Here is an 18,917-nt window from a genome sequence, read left to right on the forward strand (position 1 = left end):
TCAAGATATTTAGCGTTAACATTAAGAGCACTTGCTATTTGAGATTTACTATACACCATAGATTCTGTATACTGCATTCTTGCAGGTAACGTATGTGTTTTTGAATACTTTTCATTCCAAGTAGATACTAACTCATCTACCGCTCCAGACACATTACCATATGTAGGATTTTGGACAGTGATTGTATTGTCTTTTCTCATACCAGGTAAGTCTATACTAATATTCAAAGGTTTTCTCTTAGCTACTAACAAACTAGGTTGATTATCTGCAAAAGCTTTATTTGCAAGTTGTACTGCTCCTGGATAAGTACGATTAGCCACAGAATCAATAATTGAAATGTCCACTGGTGAAGTTGTAAGTGATTTTTTCTCACGTTCAACCACTACAAATTTACCATTTGAATTTGTACTTTCTTTCGGAACAAAACTCTCTACTTTATCACCATTTACTGCTAAAACCTCTTGATTATTATACTTTAGATTTCCTATACCAGTATCAATGTTAATCGCTTTTTTTGTTGCATCAGCTGAATTATTTTTAGGTGTTTCAGCGAAAGAAATAGAAGAATAATTAAAAGTGCATAAGCCAATTGATAAACATGCTAGTAATTTTATTCCTTTAGTATTTTTCTTGATTTTCAAAAAAATCAACCCCTTCCTTTTTTTCGTATTAAGGTATGATAATTATTTATAAATAATTGCTAACTAGTAAACTTACATAAATGCTTTTAAAAGTTCTTGAACGAATGGAAGTACTCCACCTATAAATTTTAAAATTGTCATTGCGATTGCCATATGATTTCCTCCTCTGGTTGTTGTTGCTAAGATGTGATTTATCTTTATACCCCTATTATAGTAAGCGCTTACATTTTTATCAACACATTCTTATATGCAATATTGCATATAAGAATGTGGCAGGTTCCCTTTGTATTGTTAAGAAGGGGATATCAATTCCTACGGACAACTATAAAAAGATAAAATCTTTGTTTTGTGGATATTTCAAAATCTCAGCTTGATGGTCATATGTCGGTACCCCATGCCCATCAATAGAGAAAACGGCAGAACAAAATAAGGAAAAAAGAACATCTCTTTTCATCGAGATGTTCTTTTTTCCTTATACCTAAATCAATTCTTCTGTTATATTATTTCGCTTCATCTTCTGGAATTAAAAAGCTTATATCATACTCTTCTAACTTCGCAAGTAATGCTTCTCCATCGATTTTCAATAAATTCATATGAATATTAAATGGTATAAATCCAGCACGTTTATTAACTCGATACAGCCGTTGTCCTTTTGATGGTATAGAGGAGATATATCGCTCTTCAACATCATCTTCCATCACAACTCCTAAATACCTTTGCCCTTGGATTGTATAAGGTAAAACACCGTATACATCCTCCAAAGCAATTTTCACAGGATATTTTGGATTATTAATAATTGTAATATATTCTGGCTCTAAAATGACGGCTGGTTTTCTTGCAATCATTTTTTGAATAACCTTCCAAAGAGCAATTAGTACAACTAATGCAAGAGCTCCAAATAAAAATCCAACTATAAAATTAGGCTCCTCAGATGAAAATGCATATGTAACAAAAAAGAGAAACATCGCTTCAATTACCAAAATCAAAAAAAATAATCCGACTACTTTTAGCTTTGATTCATAAATATAATATTTCCCCATACGATTCTCCCCACTAATATAAATCCACTTTGATTTTCCAACATATCGCTATGCAGAACCAAAACACAATGCCTATCCTATCTAAAAAGAAAATTTTATGCAGTTTTTCAATTTATATAGATGATTTATTTCGCCTAACAGGACTGCAACATACAACACACATTCTCCAAGCGGCGATGTGTTAATTTATACTTGTCAACCAATGCTTCAATATGTTTTTTCATAAAAAATTCCTTGTTCAAAAATTGGTACCTATACATCATACCATGAAAACACTCATCACCTACTTTGTTTATCTCTTAAAATAAAGAAACCAGTTATATACAAATGAAGTTGATACAGTTTCCTTATCTCTAAATACTTTTAATCTTGGGGTCTCATCCCCCATCCAGCAACTTAAGAAATGTATTGTTCCGGAGCTAATTGCTTCTGATAGTGATGAAGTGGGTTATTGGGAAAGAAAAAAATATATAAGGTGTTTAAAAAGCCATCATAAATTGCAAATGAGTAAGTAATATAGGCTCTATTTTCTTACCAAATTATTTTCGTGACAGAGTCCCTTCTGACACAAACCAAGTTATACCATCATATCCTTATGATGAAAGGATGTGATGAGTTGAGTTACTTTACTTGTGTTCCGTATTATCAAACCTATCCTTACTTATATTATCCTCCCTACCATGGAGCTAGAGTAATTTATCCAATGGATATTTATCATACTTATTCACCTTATCAAGATTATCGTAATTACCTAAGTTCTCCATTTCCTTCATATGAAGGAGAATATTATTACGAAAATCTTCGTCAGGCGAGTAAGGTACTGTACGCTGCGATTTGGGAGCAACAGAGTGGTCCAGACTGGCAAGCTAGACATGGTCTGACAGCAGATCAATATCAGCGGACATTCAACGAACTAGTTGCCCAAGGCTATCGTTTGACTTATATAAGCGGCTACACTGTGCACGGGCAGGATTATTATGCTGCGATTTGGGAGAAACGTGGTGGTCCTGCATGGCAGGCTCGGCATGGATTAACGTCTGCTCAGTACCAACAGACGTTCAACGAACTGGTTGCGCAAGGTTATCGTTTGATACGCGTGAGCGGTTACGGAAGTGGTGGGCAAGATCGCTATGCTGCGATTTGGGAGAAAGGGAGTGGCCCAGAGTGGCAAGCTAGACATGGTTTGACAGCAGATCAATATCAGCAAACGTTCAATGAACTGATTGCACAAGGCTATCGGCTTATCCACATTAGTGGTCACACAAATAATGGTCAGGATCGTTATGCTGCGATTTGGGAGAAACGTGGTGGTCCTGCATGGCAAGCCAGACATGGTCTGACAGCAGATCAATATCAGCGAACGTTCAATGAATTGGTTGCGCAAGGCTATCGGCTGATACAAGTAAGCGGCTATGGTAGTAATGGTACAGATCGTTTCGCGGCAATTTGGGAAAAACGTGGTGGTCCTGCATGGCAGGCTCGGCATGGGTTAACGTCTGCTCAGTACCAACAGACGTTCAATGAACTAGTTGCCAAAGGTTACCGTTTGGTGTCGGTGAGTGGTTACTACTCGCATAATTAAGTGTCTAACACTTTGCTTAAGGACCATATAAGATTGCAAAATAATAAAACTATAGGAATACGAGGTGCTATAAAGCACCTTTTCTACTTTGTTGAAAAAAGATTATGTCAAAGAAAATGCCAAATTTTTTTGGCATTTTCTTTGATTTGTATTTGTTTTATAAAGTAGTTTCTTCTATAATTTGATGTGTTAGGTGTAAACCAACTCGCTTAAGTGAGCGAAGTTTGGTCCACTTTTTTAAGTTTTGTATGATGGCCGTCATCAAAACTTGTGCTTTAACTTTTTGAACTCCACGGTATCGCGCGTAGCGCAAACCGTGGAGTTCTTTACTATGTGCGAAACTCAATTCCACTGTAGATGGACGAACAGAACGGAGATTTTTTCCTCTCATGGACAAGCGCTGTTCTCTTAATTGATTGTAAATTTCTTGATGAATCAAACGAAGATACTGCTGAAAAAGCTTCTCCCAAAACTTGCAGTTAATGATTGATTTACTGTTGCATCCCCCTCACAAGACCTACTTCCATCCCAATAGTATAAGATAACCCTACAGTTACATTATGCGAAATACCACTTGTAACCGCTTTGCTCCAATGATAACCTGAATTTTTATCTACTATATTTGAATCAATCAATTTCCAATTTACTTCTTTTTTCAATTTAGTATCTTCTAAAATTGGATCGTTTTTAGGAATTGCTAGTGAATATAATAATTCCCCTTTAAAAAATTGAATTTGTATTGTATTCTCTTTATTAGTGTTATTTTTTGTATATGTGTTTTTAAGGCAAGACTGTCATTATCAGTCTTGTTTTTTATTTGAATATTTTCGCGATTAATGCAATAGGTACAAAGGAGATTTTAGATGGGATTAACAAAGCTACATAGTGTGATAGAAGATAAAAAGAATGAATTAGTTCAACTCGCTCTCAAATATGGTATCAATCATAAAAAAGTACTTACATTAAGCCAAGAATTAGATTGTTTAATTTTTAAGTTTATGAAAAGACAATGAAGAGTTCTTTCATGAGATTTATATTCATTATATTTTCTCTTTTGGGGATTCAGCTGGGATACGTGTAGAGCTAAGTTATCAATAAACATTTTTCAAAGATTTCTAAAAAGGAGTTCATAACCCCATAGTTTCGACTCTCTGTTTAGGGTGTAAAGGTTCATATACTCAATATAGGTTTAGTTGAGGATACACAAACAGCTGAATTTTGAGGTGGGAGTATTACTGCCCACGAATAGCGGGATAAATAAGTTGAAGGGATAACAGGAATTAGCAAGGGTACATTAATTCGAGCGAAGAAAAAAGCGCAGATCAGCATAGTTAGAAACAAATGATATATGTTGTATATTGAAATTATTAACAATAAATATTTTAATAGATTAATTTACAATATTTTGATATTATAAAGTTATAGTTAATATATGTAAAAAAAAAAAAAAAAAAAATGAACTTGAATACTATTTTTGAAGGGGGATATTGTAATTTGAAGCGCACCGCAGAATTTATAACTGGCTTAATCGGAGGAATCTTCGGAGTACTACTTTCTTTCCTTATGGTAATTGGTAGTGTTTCCTACATTAATTCTGGAGATAGTTTTTCCTACGATAATTCTGAAGGTTTTGAATATATGATCGTTCTTTTTAGCAGTGCCTTAATCATTCAAATTGGACTATTAGTATTAACTTGTTGTGTAAATAAAACAAATAATACAGTTTATGGTATTTGTATGATTGTATTAAGTGTAATATCGTTACTGTTATCGGTTTTTGTATTAACTCTTCCAGTGATTTTACAAATCGTTTCAGGTGCATTAGCATTTCGAACTTTACAACAGAAATCTAATTAAAACAAACCCTTTACAAAGGTACACGATGTACTTTTTATAATTTTATTTGATTATACTTCGCAGTTTATGACAGCAACCCTGTCACTACTCCATGCCCATCAACTTAAGAATATTCACTATCCTAAAAAGGAAAAAACGTTATTCTTTCTAAACAAGCTAAATGATTAGAAAGAATAACGTTTTTTGTACTTTAGACTCTTACATATAAGGTGATCGATATGAATTAAAGGCTGAAAATTGCTTATTTCCTATTCACATTGATTTAACTCCGTTAAATTCAATGAAAGACTTTTGTAACATTTACGAAAGCAATTTGAAAGATATTTAAAGTAAAATAAATTTATCGCTAATACATATGCAAAACACCCTCTAAACTGCATATTTTATTTTTCTAATACAATAGTAATACCGAATTTAATATTAAATATTTTTTTGTATCTTAGTAAATTTATGAATTCGGAAGCGCATTTGGTAGAAGCATCTTATGAAGTGAAGAACAAATCGCTCAGATGTGTTAGAAAAATAAAATGGATCAAACCGAGCTTTCCCCTAAGCTCCTTTGAAATAACCAAACCCCACAAAGAACATTCTTGTTCTCTGTGGGGTTTGTTATATTTATATTTTTTTCTTGAAATAAGTGTTTTTTATAGAGGGCTCGCCGCATGCCCATCAAACTAATATTTTGAAGTATCCCCAATACAAAAATTTTATCCCCTCATAAGGCACCGGGTAATGCTCCGAACACGTTATCTTTCCTCTCTGCACAAATGAATATATTGACCAAATTCAGGGAATACGTCCCAGTTTCTCTCAAGGGTATCGCTCGTCTCACGCTCTTCGACTGAACCAGTCTTAAAATCTCTCTTTTCCATTGCTATATAGCCATCTTCTTGAAAGCCCAAAATTAAACTACTTACCTCCTTGTCAGTTTCATCATCATATTCCCAATACATGGCTGTTCTTAAAAAAATTTTACCTTTACTCATAACTTTAAAATCATAATTTAAATACTTACGATTCAAGTCATCATAAAATCCGACCGAAACCCATTCATTTGTCACATTTACAATATACTTAGGTTTTTCATCTTCGCTTAATACCGCCGTATATGGTTCATGTTCTTGATGGCACAAATATGCAGTACGGTCATCAAAAATGTTCCAAGGCTTCTTTTTGATGTCGGACCATTTGTCACAATAATAAACTTTCATAATCGATTATTCACCTTCCTCTTAATATCCCTAATAATCCTATTTTTTGTTGTTTCATCAAGAACTGTTTATAAAACTGGTATTTCTAATATTAATTCACCTTTAAGAACATTAGGATTAAAAGTACCATCTAATATTTTGGAACCTAAAGAATATTTTTTAGTAACCTTATTCAAGTACCTCAGTGCTGTCTTTTCTTGAACTTCACTAAATTAGGTAAACCTCAATACGATTTCCTTATTGGGAACATATGAGTCAACTAGGTGAAATAAGCCTTCTAAATTTATCAAGCGTATTTGTTGATTCTCTTTAAAAACAGCTCTTAGGCCTTACTCGATTTATGTATAATGCCTTCTTTTTCTTCATATTTGAAAGAAAGCTCTAAGCTAGATTTATAGTGCTCCCCGATGTTCATAATTCATTAATCTTTCTATAAATGCCATATTCAAATTGCAACATCCTGGTAACCTACTTCAGTTACTTTTTCATTTAATAAACGAAGCCCTAGTCCATTTTCCATGTCCCAGGCACAATTAAATGTAATTCCGATATCTCGACCTTCAAAAATCCCCGCATATGAAACAACAATTCCATCTAAACTTATCATTTCTAGTATTTGATCAGTCGTTTCAACTAGTGGATAATTTTCATTTAACTCAATATCATAACCTAGTTTATGTCGCGTTTGTTTGTAATAGTCTAATATTGGTTGCAAAAAACTTTGTTGTAAGTGTTCCCAGTTTTGCATAAGTGAGGTATATGCTGCATATTGTTCTTCATCAAATTTACCATCCCCATCACCATCGACCATCAATGCTATTTCGACTTCCTTTCCAAAAAAATTAATGATAGTATCCTTAGACCAAGCATAATCATATTCAAGTTTACCGAAAATCGCATCGTTTATTATCATTTTAAAATCCCCTTTTTTATTGACAAATTCTTCAGACTTAAATGCCCCTGTGTTTATTCCAAGATATCCAAATATGCTGTTTGTCTTTGATGGTACAAGTTGCATATTGTTTATATCATTTAACTCATGCCAAGTTAATGGTAGTTATATTTTGCATTAACATTCTTTTCTATCATTTGAAGCAGCTATTTCTAGTATCTCAAGGCAAATTATTAGTTTGAAGTTATAATCCAAAGGCTTCTTTCATTTTGGAAAGAAGTTGATAAACCCCCTCCTTTTCATTCGGGGATGTTTTTAAATAATTGCTGACTGCAATTTGAAAATACTTATAAATAGTTTCATAATCAATCACTACTTGACTATCTCGATAGTCGACTTCAACCCCTGTGAACTCTTCTTCGTAAAAAGCTTTGTCATAGTCATCTAAATCACTCCAAAAGGTAAATCCTCCGGAATAATCCAATCCACACCCATTTCCATCACTTACATTCTCTAACACCCATTTAAAACTATTACACATTAAAGAAGAGTCCAATAGATTTTTTATTGGCAGATGCTCAGGGGTTATTAAATCATTAACATTAATTAATTCAATCATGATAGACCTCAATTTTTAGTTAGCCTAGTAATGTTTCCACGATAGTTAATTTCATTTTTTTCAACCTCAACGATAAGCTCTCCTAATATAATTTTTTCTAAATGCCACCACCAGTATTCAATTGGAACATTACTATTTCCCCATACTTTTAATGGTTTGAAATACTCATAAAACTCTTTTGCCCGACTAATTAATACCGTATCGTAATATGCTAACCTTTTTTTATCTTCACTATCTAATAATTCATATTGTGTCGCTAAAAGTTCTCTAGTTCTAAATGTATAAGCAAATTCAAATGGACTAACATCTAATTCATCTTCCACATCTATACCATAATTCTTTATTAACTTTTTTAGTTCTTCACTCATCATTATCTAACTCCTTATTTTATTTCAATAGTCTGAGTCTCCCCTGCCAAGATGCCTAAATTTGCTCCTTACTCTGTCGGTACAAGCTGCACTGTCTTTACATCATTCAATTCATACCAATTTAAATGGTCTACACGCCAACACTTTCTATTTTCTTATGTAATCCCACTGGGTTCCATCTAAAATTGACGTGCTAATTCAGGAAAATTATGAAATTGCTCAGCTTAAAAATCAAAGCATTTATCGAGTCCTTTTCAATCTTAGAAGGGACTCTTTTTTATATCAAAAATCGATAATCAGCTTGACCCTAACGCGACGTGATAGATTAAGCTCATTTTAGGAGGTGAATTCAAATGGTAACAATAGGAGATGTCAAACAGGCTACTGGTTTGTCCGAAAGAGCAATAAGACATTATTGTGATTTAAATACTCTGAAACTATCTTATGAATGTAATGAAAAATATATAAATAAGCGGTGATTAAAATGAAAATCGATATGGAAGATACTTTAAGTCAATACGAAATTTTACTTTCATTACCTCTCAAAGAGAGAGAAAATTTCTTTAGATATACAATGATGAAACCTTTTGAGGAGATGTGGCATACAATTAACGTGCCACTTAAGGCCAAACAACCAAACGGATATGACGTTATGATGGCCACGAAAATGTTAGGGTATCTCGATATAAAAGAAAGTGATATAGCAAAAAAAGCATTGTACGATTTAAAAACAATAGATGCTCTAGAGATCGCTCAAACAGCATTAAACAGATGCATAGAGTTTGCAAAAGCTAATAACTTGGAAGTACGTGCAGAAGAATTAAAGTTTGGAATGTATATTGCTGACCCTGAAAAGCTAAAAAATCAAAATGGTTACTGTGGTTTTGGCGGAATACCTGGATATGTCACCATAACCGTTCACCTAAACAATTATAACATTTCGAGAATACCAGCGCTCATTGCTCATGAATTTCATCATAACCTCCGTTTTTCCTATTTCGATTGGAATCATGGAGACGTAACGCTAAGTGAATATTTAGTTATCGAAGGACTTGCCGATTCGTTTGCTACTGAGTTGTATGGTGAAGAATATTTAGGCCCTTGGGTCACATCAATTGATGAAGAAGAACTCGAATATTCGATCCATGTCATTCGGGAAGGTTTTCATTTAAAAGGATTTGCGGAAGTTAGCAGCTACATGTTTGGAGATGAAATTGCTAAAAAAGAAGGTTATTCACCAGTAGGATTATCACCTGGCGCGGGTTATGCCGTAGGTTATTACGCCGTACAATCTTTTATGAAAAAAAATAATATCACAATTCAAGAAGCCACATTGTTAAGTGCAGAAGAAATCATTACAGAATGTGGCGTTTTTTAAAAACAGAGCACTTTAAAGTTTGAAGTATTATAACGCAGAATGTACATTCTGCGTTATTTTATAAATATGCTGTGCAATCAAATGTCCACTTATTGCTTCCACTTGACCTAAAGTATCACCTGCACCTGTTTTTGCTATATTACCACCCGTAACTCCGCTAGAAGTTGAAGTTTTTACATTCAGAGAAAGCAGAGAAAAGATTTAACTAAAAAAATGCCACAGATACATAATTCTGTGACAACATTTATATTCTGCTGTTTTTTGATAACTTCCTTTCAATGTATGAATAATCAAGTAATTCAAGTAGGTTTTTAGAAAGATAAATTAATTGATATTGATCCAATTCAGCGTTAACAATTAAAATGTCATTTTCTTTTCTAATAAGTTGATCAGATCCATTCTCTAGTAATAGCAAGTTCATTTCAAACCTTTTTATTAATTCTCCAATTACTTTAAACAAAACATTTAAGCCCTCATTAAATGTTTTACCGAATATTAGTACTCTAATGGACTTATTGACATTTAATTCACAATGACTAATTATTAAAATGGACTTTATTTTGCCTTTCTATATCTTTTCTTTTCAGCGAAAATGGTTACTCTACTGATTTCTTTATTTTCCCACAAATTTCTTTAGCATTAATTTTGTGATTAGAATTCTGCATAAGAGTATCCGAGAAATCTTCTATGAATTTTTTTACAGAAACTTCAAATATACTACTTGGTACATATTCAACTCCTATTGAATTAATAAATGAAACCCCTTCTGAGATATAAGTCGATTCATTATTCCAAGCAATCTCTATTTCATCTCCAACTCTTCTGAAAAATACATCTGACAAAAATGAACCAGCTCTATTTGAAAACCAAGAATGTTTAAATTCCCAATCTTGTTTTTTGTCAAACCACTCATTAAATTCATCCTCATGATCTAAATCAAATTCCAAACAATTTTCCAGTAGTTCAATAGAATGCTTTCCTTCAACAGGAAGAGGAAATGGCTCAGTACTCAATATATGCTTTAGGTTTTCGCTAAACCACTCGACTATATACATTAAATTCCATTGATAGTTTACGACCATATCCTTACGTTTATATTGACAAATATCCTTTCCATTAATAAAAATTTGAAAACTCCCCCATGTTTCACCAATCAAATCGCTTTCATTAAAAGGATTATCGAGAAACTCATATTGAATTGCAAATGTGTTTTTTTCACCAAAAACTTTCAACATGAAACACCCCATTTGTTCTTTGGAAATTTATTGTATTTATTTTTGTAATCTTACCATTTTTGAACATCTACTTTAATACATTAGTAGGTACTCTTTTCCTTAGGAACACTATCACTCGTACCTTTATCCTTAACAAATTGATAGATTGATAGTTTTCACTCAGCTTCACGCATTTTATCTTCTGTAATTTTTTAAATAGCCGCCATACCTATATGCAATCCTTGTATACTAATAGATAATAAAAATAGAAAAACCACAATGAAATTAACCTTCAACGTGGATTTTCTTTTTATATTGAATGTAAATAACTACACTCAATATTTTTTAAATCTAAATTTTCAGACATTTTAAAATTGTATTCTTTAAGTTGTTTTCTAGCATGTTTTCACTCATTGATTCCATTGCTATGATTATTCGAAAAAGTATCATTTTGGCGTAATAACCCTTCACACAACGGATTCAATTTTACAATTGCTATGATTATTACAGTTTTGCAGATTTGAACATATTAATTTCTTTCTCCTCATTTACCTTTTAATCTTCTTCCGATAAATTCCATTAAATAAGTAAAACCTACTGCTAATCCACCAAAAATAAGTATCCAGAAAAACGCAAGAATACGGTCTCCTAATGACTGTGGAAGAAGAAACATAAGAATAGCAATAATAGGTACTGTTATTAAATATATAATTCTCATTTGTTTAAACGGACGCATATATTTACTCCTTTTTCTTTAGTGTTACAAGAAATTCAACAGCAAATTCTTTATATAAGAGCGTATAAAATTCATTTCTGACCATTTGAATTAAAAACTACATTATTTATTTCCAATATACAACAAAAGAAGATGATTTCCTTATATTTCTTGTGCACTTTATCATTTAACAGCTGAAAAGAATAATCTAGGCCCTAGGTTTGTGTTCATTATCTAATAAACTATCATCTTTGTTCCCGTCACCTTATCTTATTATTACAATCAAACTCCGTGATGGTACAGCCCTCACCAGGTCTCAATTTTCAAACTTAGTATTGTTCGTATTATCTCACTCATTAATCTTTATTTTCCTTTTTGTTCTCTTGCTTTATGTGCCTGCATATAATCACCTTTAGCATTACGAACTTTGTCATTCTCGTGTTTAAATATAAATAGAGTAATAATTGTGGTAGTTTTATTTAAATGTCACTGTAACCAATCTCATGAGTTAACATCCTGCTTATTTTAATTAAATATTTGATGATTTAATCCTAACGATCTTTAAAACGCAAAAAACCTTTAAAGGCATACAGCCAATCAAGGTTAGCAAAAAATCATTCAAGGTCTTCAAACCAACAAGTGAAAAATCGTACCTTGTCATTAAAAAAGACTGTACCTTCATTATTGATAGTAGAACTAGCTGAAATTTTCCCCTTATTCCACAACCATTTATTTGATACCTTTTCAAGTATTTTTTCCGCTTTCTCAATATCAATAATGCTTATTGACGTTTCTATGTTACACACAATAGTAAACCAACCGTCACATTTCCAATAAGGTTCGTTTGAGCTTACATCATGTGAAATAATAATGGTGTCTATTTTTTGTAATAATTCATGCAAAATTTTCAATGCTTCGTTCTCATTCTGACATTCTACAAATAAACTAAGTTGGAACATCATACTCCTCCTAATATGTTAGTGCGAAATTGTGCCATCTGGAGCAACAAGCGCCTTATTCCTATCTTATAAGTATTTCATGACAAATCTTTTAATAACCGTCTTCAAATAAGCAGTGAAATACTGTTACTTTTTCCTCTCTAAGTTCTAATGAAATGTTAGGTATTTCTATTTCTAATAAATTCTTTTCAAGTAATTGTATGCCTTCATTCTCTAAACACTTCAAAATCTCATTACCAATTTGTTTTGTAGTTTCATCGAATGGTTCATATTGTTCCTGCATTTCAATATCACCTTCAACATACTCATATTTAATATATTTTGCTGCAGCATATGGAGCGATTGCCGAGATATAAACTAATAATCCATTTAAATAGGAATTCTCTCTAATATATGAATTAAACTTATCCGTACCGATTTGTAATCCAGGATATATCGAAGATTGAATATATAGCGTAAAACATTTTGAGTAATTAAAATCTGTCAGATTATCAATGTGAATATCCCTAGTTTCATGGGTGAATTTATTAGTCCAAACATTAGTATCAACATAATTAAGCAAAACATATCCAAAATCACCACAATGGTAAAGTCCTTCAATGGTATTTAAAACTTTTTGTTTCATAAATAGCCTCCATTATTTTACCGAATAGCCATAGATATAAGTAACTTGTTTAGATGCCGAACCTCCTCCAAAAGCCCCTGCTTTCACAAATAGAGTGAAAACACATTAAAACTTGATGTGGTAAGTTGTATGTAAATGTCACCGCAACCACTCTCATATGAAACTGGCTCAATGCGGAAAGCTTATTCCTATATATGATTCGTGTGGGAATAAGCTTTAAAAAGGTTATCAATTATTTGCTAAGGATTTTAGTGTTTGAATTTGTTGGTTGTAAACAATTAGATTCTTTAAGAATCAATCTTCACGAGGAAATCTTCAAGTATTTTCTTTACTGGTATGCTTGCTTTTGGAAGTATTTCATTTATTCGATGCAGTATGGATGGATCGTTCAATAGCATTTGCTTATTTTCTACAGTTGTAAAGCTTCTTAGGGTATCTATACATATCACAAAGAGTTCTTCAGCTTCAATGCTAAGCAATGATAGTAATATTCCGAATTCATATACATTACAGTTACTATCCATACAGTATGCCAGTTTTTTCTGCCATTCTATCGGTTTAGTAAGTGTCTCACCTGCTAATTCCTCCCAATCTTTTTGGCTAAACTCTAATAATATCTCGCTTGCAATTATACAACCATCATCGTACCATGCGTCCTCAGTTGTATACGCAGATAAAAGATTATCTAATTCTTTATACATTTTTATCACCTTTCCATTTAAATCTTAAAATCCTGATGGACGAGATGCATTCACACTTCCTGTTTAGTAATCGCTAGTTACATCATCACCAATTTTGATAACATCAATCTCAACTCCATTTATTATTACTCTATACCAAAAGGAATCTAATAAGACATTCCATATAGCAAGTAATTTTTTGTCCAAATGAGTTACAACATAGCTTAGGAACTCTTAGATGTCTTCTTTTACAATTCTATATCTTTTCCTTCTGCTACTACCTTATCTCTCCATAACATTAGTAATTTTCTAAATTCAGAGGTTTCAATTCTACACTGGTTATTTGGAGGGCTCATAAAAAAGTTAATTGCACTTGTATAATTAGATTCTATATAAACAGCTGCCACATTCCCCTCTATTTCATAATGTGGGAATTTTTTGTCTAACACACTATCTAAAACCTGTATATATTCATCTGCCTCATCGTCTAAAATATCTTCTAAAAAATGAGAGATAATAGAAATTTCTTTTGGCAAACGTATTCTCAATCCCCCAAGCCCATTACGATAAAATTCATATGTATATTTCATTTTTCACCTCCTTGTATGAATAGGATATGCTGTTATTATCTCATTATTTTCTATAGCTATTACTTCTTCAATTTCAACTTCACGAACTTTGTCATTACCCTGTTTAAAGTATAAGTCAAGTAATAAATTTTTTAGGCACTGCAATTAATCTCGTACGTTTGTTACCTTCGTGGTCTTTTGATTCAAATGTCGATTTACATTTCATTTAACTATAAACTTTTTATAACTATAAAAAACCTTGAAAGGCTAAAAGCCAATCAAGATCAAAATTTAAATAGCGACTATTATTTATGTATTTCCCTTTCCCATACTTTCTTTCCGTCGATTAAAAATACTGCACTTGGTGGATCATCATAGAGAGAAATTTCAACCAATGAACCTTTCTCTTGTATTAACCAATTATATATACTGCTTTCTTTACTAGTAGGATGGGCTAAAATATCATTTACTTGAAATGCAACAGCATAATATTCTGTATAATTCACATCATCGTCATCCAACCCATTGTCTGTTTCAAAGAGTGTGTCTGGTTTACCGATAATCTTTAATCCACTTTGCCATTCTATTATCAGTTCACTACCTCCATACTCATCTAATGTTTTTATTAAAGAATTATATTCCATTTGTATCATCCTTTTCTTATGGTTCTAATGGTTTTGAAGGAACTATGTGCGCACCGTCTTTTCCATAATGTATCATGCCTCTAGTAGTCTATATATATTTCTCAGTTTGCATATCATAGTATTTTCCTATTACTTGACAAAAGTCTACTCTTTCTCTACCGTTTTTTAGTACTGTACCTACCCCTGCAAATTTATCAAGCAATTCTTGTGCTGTTTTATTATCACCATAGAATATACTCTTGTTTTTACCGTTTGCTACTTCCTGTTTATAGTTTGGTGTATCGGGAATATGCTTTTATTGAGCTCCAGCTTTCACTTTTATTAAGTAACCATCTACTTCACTGTATGGACCTTTAGCTACAGAATCTTTTCTATCGTTATTTTTATTCTTTTCAATTTCTCTTCATGAAAAAGAGCAAATATTTCTTGTTTGAAACATTTGCCCTTTTTCTTTGTTATAATACATATTTATTTTTTCTATTTGTTACAACTTATTGCATTCTTAAAATCCATCAAATTTTATAGCAAGAATCTAGAAAAATAAAAGTTATTTGTATACTAATTATGCATTATTAAGCAAGAATATAATCTTTTATTGTAACTACTCAGCCATACATTTCGTTTAGAAGTTTAGTAAAGAATATAATTCCAGCAAAAATACCATGTGCAACAACACCCAATCCAGCCACTATAACAGCTCCATCCACTATAATAACAATTGGTGTTGCTGCCCCAAGAGTTCCTAATCCCGTTACTAGAGCTAAAAAATTAAAGCCTGCTATGAAGCTAAGAGCTTCTTGAATTTCTAAGATGGATGCCACTCCTACTAAAACATGTCCCGCAAAACTTCCAGCTTGATAGGTTAACTTGCTTTCTAATTCATCATTATCAGGCAATTTTAATCCAATATAGTCTTCTAAAACTGCACTGCCAGCACCTTGGGCAAATTCGATAACACCTTGCAGAAATTAGAGGTTCTAATACTTGTTTTGCTTTATTACTAACCATCAGTGTGCCGAATTCTCCCCAAAACATAGGTTAATAACTTCGATTATCTGCTTCCTCACTATTGACTTTACCTATTTTACAATTAATTAGATAATCCTTAGTATTTTTTGTTCATTCTATTGATAACCCTTGTTTTACTTGAAGTAATAATCTTTCTAATTCTTCTTTCTCTTCAGGTTTATCCGTGCTTACCTTTTCTACTTGGTCTTTCAAATATTCATAGAACTCTTGAAAACTTAAATATGCCTCACTATCCTCATTAGCACTCGAAGTAGCTTGGTCAACAGAAAACAATACCTTGTTATTTTGCAATTCAAAAAATGCCTCATCAGATTCATCTAAATCATTTACAAATAAAATTACTTTTCCACCACTTCCGAAACCTTCTTTTTTACTAAAATAATGTAATGCTTCTTGCAATTTATTTCTAACATCTGATATCTCAAAAAAATAATCCTTCATTAAAATATCTAATTCATTTTTATAGGTAATCAATTTGTACTCCATTATGTCTCTACTCCTTAATCTATAATAGTACAGACCCTCGTTCAATATTGAAAATGTCTATCTCATTTTGCACAAATAAGTCTTCAAGCTTATCTGAACCATTTTGTTGAGCAAATAAATATTCTTTTTCTGATATTGGAACAGAAAGCAACCATGCGACCTTTTTGTCTAGGAAATCGATTGTTTGTAACTGATCTTCCCACAGAAATGGTGGGACAAAAAGCATATGTTTCATTTCACTGTTAGGATAATAAAACTTCAACACATCCAAAAATATTTGACCTGGATAGATTGGCATTTTTGAATTGATTACACAAAAAGCACATGTTGCTAGTACATTTGCATAACCTTTATAAGCCGTTGCACTCGCACCAACAATTTCTACTCGCAAAGACTTTTCATCTATAAATCGTCCTATTGAATGCATATACAAGCCAATAGTAGAATACGATGTAACACCCTCACAAGGTCTATCCCCTGTTGATAAAATATCTATATTACTTATATCATTATCATCCCAATATTTAGAAACGGCAGGATTACCTCCAAACGCTTTTAAAGCTGATTTAGCAATTATTTTACTTTCATTTGGTATCCCCATTATACTCTCCTCTCCTTCACTAATACTTCTTAATAATTTTAGTCTCCAAAATCATTATCCGTTAAATCTTTACCTTTATGACTTCTATTCGATGACGGAAGTTCAGGGCGGAAATGATCCAGGATTGTTATGCTCATCTAAAAACTGTTTTCTGGTTATCCCTCTTTCTTCAGCACTTTTCTGATGCTTTCTAAATTCATAACCTGGTTTATGCCCCATATCCCAAGGCTCATCTTTATACATTATTTCCTTGGTTTCTGGATCCCTTACTTGACCATCTTTACCTTTAGCATTATCCCAGGCAGTATCTCTTACGCCCTTTCTATATCCTGAAGGTCTTTCGTAAGTTTTATCGCCTGAGTTACTTTCAATGCCATTTTCTTTTTTATACTTCTCCCAAGCTTTGCTCATTTCATCTTTACCATATTTACCTTTATTAGTATTCTGAAATTCATTCCACGTCATGGGATTAGAGCCACTACCATCCTTAACTCTACTAACAGACCCACCAGAAGACTGGAACCTTTGAAGAGTATCCTTACCATTCTGAATGGCATTACGCCCAACAAATCCACCATGTGTAGCAACACCTGCTCCAACCGCTGTAACAGCTACATCCAATGGAATAGCAATTGGTGTTGCTAACCCAAGGGTCCCTACTTCCACTACTAGAGTTAAAAGATTAAAACCTGCTATGAAGATAAGAGCTTCTTGAATTTTCTACAATGGATGCCAATCCTGCTAAAAACATGTCCTGCAAAACATTACGTGATACTGGCAGCTTATTGACGTACTGTATCATAGTTACTACTAGATGTTTGATCGAATGTATATAAATATTCTAACTTCTCTTGTAGCTTCTTTTTTATGATAAGTTGTTGTATTGGTATCTATCATATCAAGAAAAGACACTTCATTTATTTTTATACAACAAAGGGACTGACCACAAAAAACATTTATGTGCCTTTTGTGGTCAGTCCCGGTTGGTTGAAATTTATCCATTTTCTTAACTTAATGACTTGGAACTCTTAAAGGTCTTCTTTTTCAATAAATTCCGCATCAATTACTCTATAACTTTTTTGTACTGGTGCTCCTCCAAATTCGTGGAGTATTTGAGCAATAACCTTAAATAAGCCCATTTCAGCTGACATACCTTTTCCTTTATAGTTCCGTTCATTGATGTAAGATACTTCAACTTTATAACTTAACCCATCATAGGATAAAGTGAATTTACAATCATTTTCCTCTAGCCAAGTTATCAAATCTGTCATTGAAGGAATCCATGTTCCTTGTCTATATACTTCTTCATCACATAGCAACTTACTAGATGGTACAATTCTTCCTCCTACTGTCCAAGTGGAATTTTGGTACTCATATACATCCTGAGGATATACTTCATCGGCGTATTTAGGTCTCCTAAATCCTAATTTAAATAGTTTTTCTGCTTCTGTTTTGGATAAAGACATTTGTCGGCCCCTTTACTTATTTTATTTTTATTACAGTCCCTGTTGAACTTTTATGTTTATCAAGAATAAAATTCCCATATTTATCAGAATCAGCTATCCAGTGAAGTTCTTTTCCTCCCTTTGCCTCTTTAAAGACTTTAAAAGCAGAATCGCCATGACCAGTTGTATCTTTCGCCCACCATAAACCTGTTTTAGGATCGCGATACGCTGTAACCGTATCACCATTGAATTTATATTTCACTTTTTTATCTGCTGTTGTTTTAATATCCCATAAAGTTGTAGTATTTTTTGTAGATTTACCTTTAAAAAACTGATAGTTTGATAGCTTTTCCTTAACTTGT

At 32.6% G+C, this 18,917-nt stretch carries 25 protein-coding genes and 3 pseudogenes; 5 read left to right on the plus strand and 23 right to left on the minus strand.

Features of this window, described 5'->3' with window-relative positions:
* The 3 genes and pseudogenes from BM350_RS23420 to BM350_RS23430 all read right to left on the minus strand — a co-directional run.
* Positions 1–650: thiol-activated cytolysin family protein (locus tag BM350_RS23420; RefSeq protein ID WP_211482638.1), on the minus strand; the 650-nt coding region annotated here is incomplete at its 3' end.
* A gap of 63 nt (positions 651–713) precedes the next feature.
* A pseudogene (locus BM350_RS28090) lies at positions 714–902 on the minus strand (hypothetical protein).
* 239 nt (positions 903–1,141) lie between these two features.
* Positions 1,142–1,681, minus strand: coding sequence for an STM3941 family protein (locus tag BM350_RS23430; RefSeq protein WP_090919870.1), 540 nt, complete (start codon positions 1,679–1,681; stop codon positions 1,142–1,144).
* A 616-nt stretch (positions 1,682–2,297) separates the two neighbouring features.
* Here BM350_RS23430 and BM350_RS23435 point away from each other — a divergent pair.
* Entirely contained in the window at positions 2,298–3,263 is a 966-nt protein-coding gene (locus BM350_RS23435; protein ID WP_244548064.1) for a hypothetical protein, read from the plus strand.
* 157 nt (positions 3,264–3,420) lie between these two features.
* On the opposite strand, the gene BM350_RS23440 is transcribed toward BM350_RS23435, so the two are convergent.
* Both BM350_RS23440 and BM350_RS23445 read right to left on the minus strand, forming a co-directional pair.
* On the minus strand, positions 3,421–3,702 hold the full coding sequence (locus BM350_RS23440; protein ID WP_090919864.1) for a transposase: 282 nt from the start codon (positions 3,700–3,702) through the stop codon (positions 3,421–3,423).
* A gap of 26 nt (positions 3,703–3,728) precedes the next feature.
* Positions 3,729–3,985: pseudogene (locus tag BM350_RS23445) on the minus strand (hypothetical protein); the annotation flags it as partial.
* A gap of 141 nt (positions 3,986–4,126) precedes the next feature.
* Here BM350_RS23445 and BM350_RS23450 point away from each other — a divergent pair.
* Together BM350_RS23450 and BM350_RS23455 are read left to right on the plus strand one after the other, a co-directional pair.
* Positions 4,127–4,276: an aspartyl-phosphate phosphatase Spo0E family protein gene (locus tag BM350_RS23450; protein WP_090919861.1), complete on the plus strand. Its 150-nt coding sequence runs from the start codon at positions 4,127–4,129 to the stop codon at positions 4,274–4,276.
* Between the two features lie 481 nt (positions 4,277–4,757).
* Positions 4,758–5,120, plus strand: coding sequence for a DUF4064 domain-containing protein (locus BM350_RS23455; RefSeq protein ID WP_090919858.1), 363 nt, complete (start codon positions 4,758–4,760; stop codon positions 5,118–5,120).
* Between the two features lie 746 nt (positions 5,121–5,866).
* Here the strand turns inward: BM350_RS23455 and BM350_RS23460 are convergent.
* The 4 genes from BM350_RS23460 to BM350_RS23480 form a co-directional block, all read right to left on the minus strand.
* Positions 5,867–6,331, minus strand: coding sequence for a hypothetical protein (locus BM350_RS23460; RefSeq protein ID WP_090919852.1), 465 nt, complete (start codon positions 6,329–6,331; stop codon positions 5,867–5,869).
* Between the two features lie 445 nt (positions 6,332–6,776).
* Positions 6,777–7,244 carry a DUF6985 domain-containing protein gene (locus BM350_RS23470; protein ID WP_090919850.1) on the minus strand — a complete coding sequence of 156 codons (468 nt, stop codon included), beginning with the start codon at positions 7,242–7,244 and terminating at the stop codon, positions 6,777–6,779.
* Positions 7,245–7,467: 223 nt separating this feature from the next.
* Positions 7,468–7,842, minus strand: a complete 375-nt coding sequence (gene cdiI / locus BM350_RS23475) for a ribonuclease toxin immunity protein CdiI (RefSeq protein WP_090919847.1) — start codon at positions 7,840–7,842, stop codon at positions 7,468–7,470.
* A gap of 8 nt (positions 7,843–7,850) precedes the next feature.
* Positions 7,851–8,213, minus strand: coding sequence for a hypothetical protein (locus tag BM350_RS23480; RefSeq protein WP_090919844.1), 363 nt, complete (start codon positions 8,211–8,213; stop codon positions 7,851–7,853).
* Between the two features lie 350 nt (positions 8,214–8,563).
* Here BM350_RS23480 and BM350_RS27915 point away from each other — a divergent pair, with 350 nt between their 5' ends.
* Positions 8,564–8,689 (plus strand): hypothetical protein, encoded by a 126-nt coding sequence (locus BM350_RS27915; RefSeq protein ID WP_280141415.1) that lies wholly within the window; start codon positions 8,564–8,566, stop codon positions 8,687–8,689.
* Between the two features lie 5 nt (positions 8,690–8,694).
* Positions 8,695–9,588, plus strand: a complete 894-nt coding sequence (locus BM350_RS23485; RefSeq protein WP_090919841.1) for a DUF2268 domain-containing putative Zn-dependent protease — start codon at positions 8,695–8,697, stop codon at positions 9,586–9,588.
* Between the two features lie 244 nt (positions 9,589–9,832).
* Here BM350_RS23485 and BM350_RS23490 read toward each other — a convergent pair whose 3' ends face one another.
* The 14 genes and pseudogenes from BM350_RS23490 to BM350_RS23555 form a co-directional block, all read right to left on the minus strand.
* Positions 9,833–10,048, minus strand: a complete 216-nt coding sequence (locus BM350_RS23490; RefSeq protein ID WP_090919838.1) for a hypothetical protein — start codon at positions 10,046–10,048, stop codon at positions 9,833–9,835.
* Between the two features lie 136 nt (positions 10,049–10,184).
* Entirely contained in the window at positions 10,185–10,823 is a 639-nt protein-coding gene (locus BM350_RS23495) for a DUF5984 family protein (RefSeq protein ID WP_244548066.1), read from the minus strand.
* Positions 10,824–11,346: 523 nt separating this feature from the next.
* A complete protein-coding gene (locus BM350_RS23500; protein ID WP_090919833.1) occupies positions 11,347–11,538 on the minus strand; it encodes a hypothetical protein in 192 nt (63 codons plus the stop codon).
* 593 nt (positions 11,539–12,131) lie between these two features.
* Positions 12,132–12,479, minus strand: coding sequence for a hypothetical protein (locus BM350_RS27730; RefSeq protein WP_244548067.1), 348 nt, complete (start codon positions 12,477–12,479; stop codon positions 12,132–12,134).
* Positions 12,480–12,567: 88 nt separating this feature from the next.
* On the minus strand, positions 12,568–13,101 hold the full coding sequence (locus tag BM350_RS23510; RefSeq protein ID WP_090919830.1) for a hypothetical protein: 534 nt from the start codon (positions 13,099–13,101) through the stop codon (positions 12,568–12,570).
* Positions 13,102–13,388: 287 nt separating this feature from the next.
* Positions 13,389–13,802 carry a hypothetical protein gene (locus BM350_RS23515; protein ID WP_090919827.1) on the minus strand — a complete coding sequence of 138 codons (414 nt, stop codon included), beginning with the start codon at positions 13,800–13,802 and terminating at the stop codon, positions 13,389–13,391.
* 227 nt (positions 13,803–14,029) lie between these two features.
* Positions 14,030–14,371, minus strand: coding sequence for a hypothetical protein (locus tag BM350_RS23520; protein ID WP_090919824.1), 342 nt, complete (start codon positions 14,369–14,371; stop codon positions 14,030–14,032).
* 284 nt (positions 14,372–14,655) lie between these two features.
* Positions 14,656–14,994 (minus strand): hypothetical protein, encoded by a 339-nt coding sequence (locus tag BM350_RS23525; RefSeq protein WP_090919820.1) that lies wholly within the window; start codon positions 14,992–14,994, stop codon positions 14,656–14,658.
* 16 nt (positions 14,995–15,010) lie between these two features.
* Positions 15,011–15,364 (minus strand): annotated as a pseudogene (locus tag BM350_RS23530) (polymorphic toxin type 50 domain-containing protein); the annotation flags it as partial.
* Between the two features lie 235 nt (positions 15,365–15,599).
* The gene (locus BM350_RS23535) at positions 15,600–15,890 is read right to left on the minus strand and encodes a hypothetical protein (protein ID WP_090919817.1); all 291 of its coding nucleotides are present in this window, start codon (positions 15,888–15,890) and stop codon (positions 15,600–15,602) included.
* Between the two features lie 223 nt (positions 15,891–16,113).
* On the minus strand, positions 16,114–16,509 hold the full coding sequence (cdiI, locus tag BM350_RS23540; RefSeq protein WP_090919816.1) for a ribonuclease toxin immunity protein CdiI: 396 nt from the start codon (positions 16,507–16,509) through the stop codon (positions 16,114–16,116).
* A gap of 19 nt (positions 16,510–16,528) precedes the next feature.
* A complete protein-coding gene (locus BM350_RS23545; RefSeq protein ID WP_090919814.1) occupies positions 16,529–17,110 on the minus strand; it encodes a suppressor of fused domain protein in 582 nt (193 codons plus the stop codon).
* 102 nt (positions 17,111–17,212) lie between these two features.
* Positions 17,213–17,731, minus strand: coding sequence for a GH-E family nuclease (locus BM350_RS27920; RefSeq protein ID WP_280141416.1), 519 nt, complete (start codon positions 17,729–17,731; stop codon positions 17,213–17,215).
* A gap of 407 nt (positions 17,732–18,138) precedes the next feature.
* Positions 18,139–18,576 carry a hypothetical protein gene (locus BM350_RS23555; protein WP_090919810.1) on the minus strand — a complete coding sequence of 146 codons (438 nt, stop codon included), beginning with the start codon at positions 18,574–18,576 and terminating at the stop codon, positions 18,139–18,141.
* Between the last annotated feature and the right edge of the window lie 341 nt (positions 18,577–18,917).

It is taken from the genome of Bacillus sp. 103mf, assembly GCF_900116295.1.
GTDB classification, from domain to species: Bacteria; Bacillota; Bacilli; order Bacillales; family Bacillaceae_G; genus Bacillus_A; species Bacillus_A bruguierae.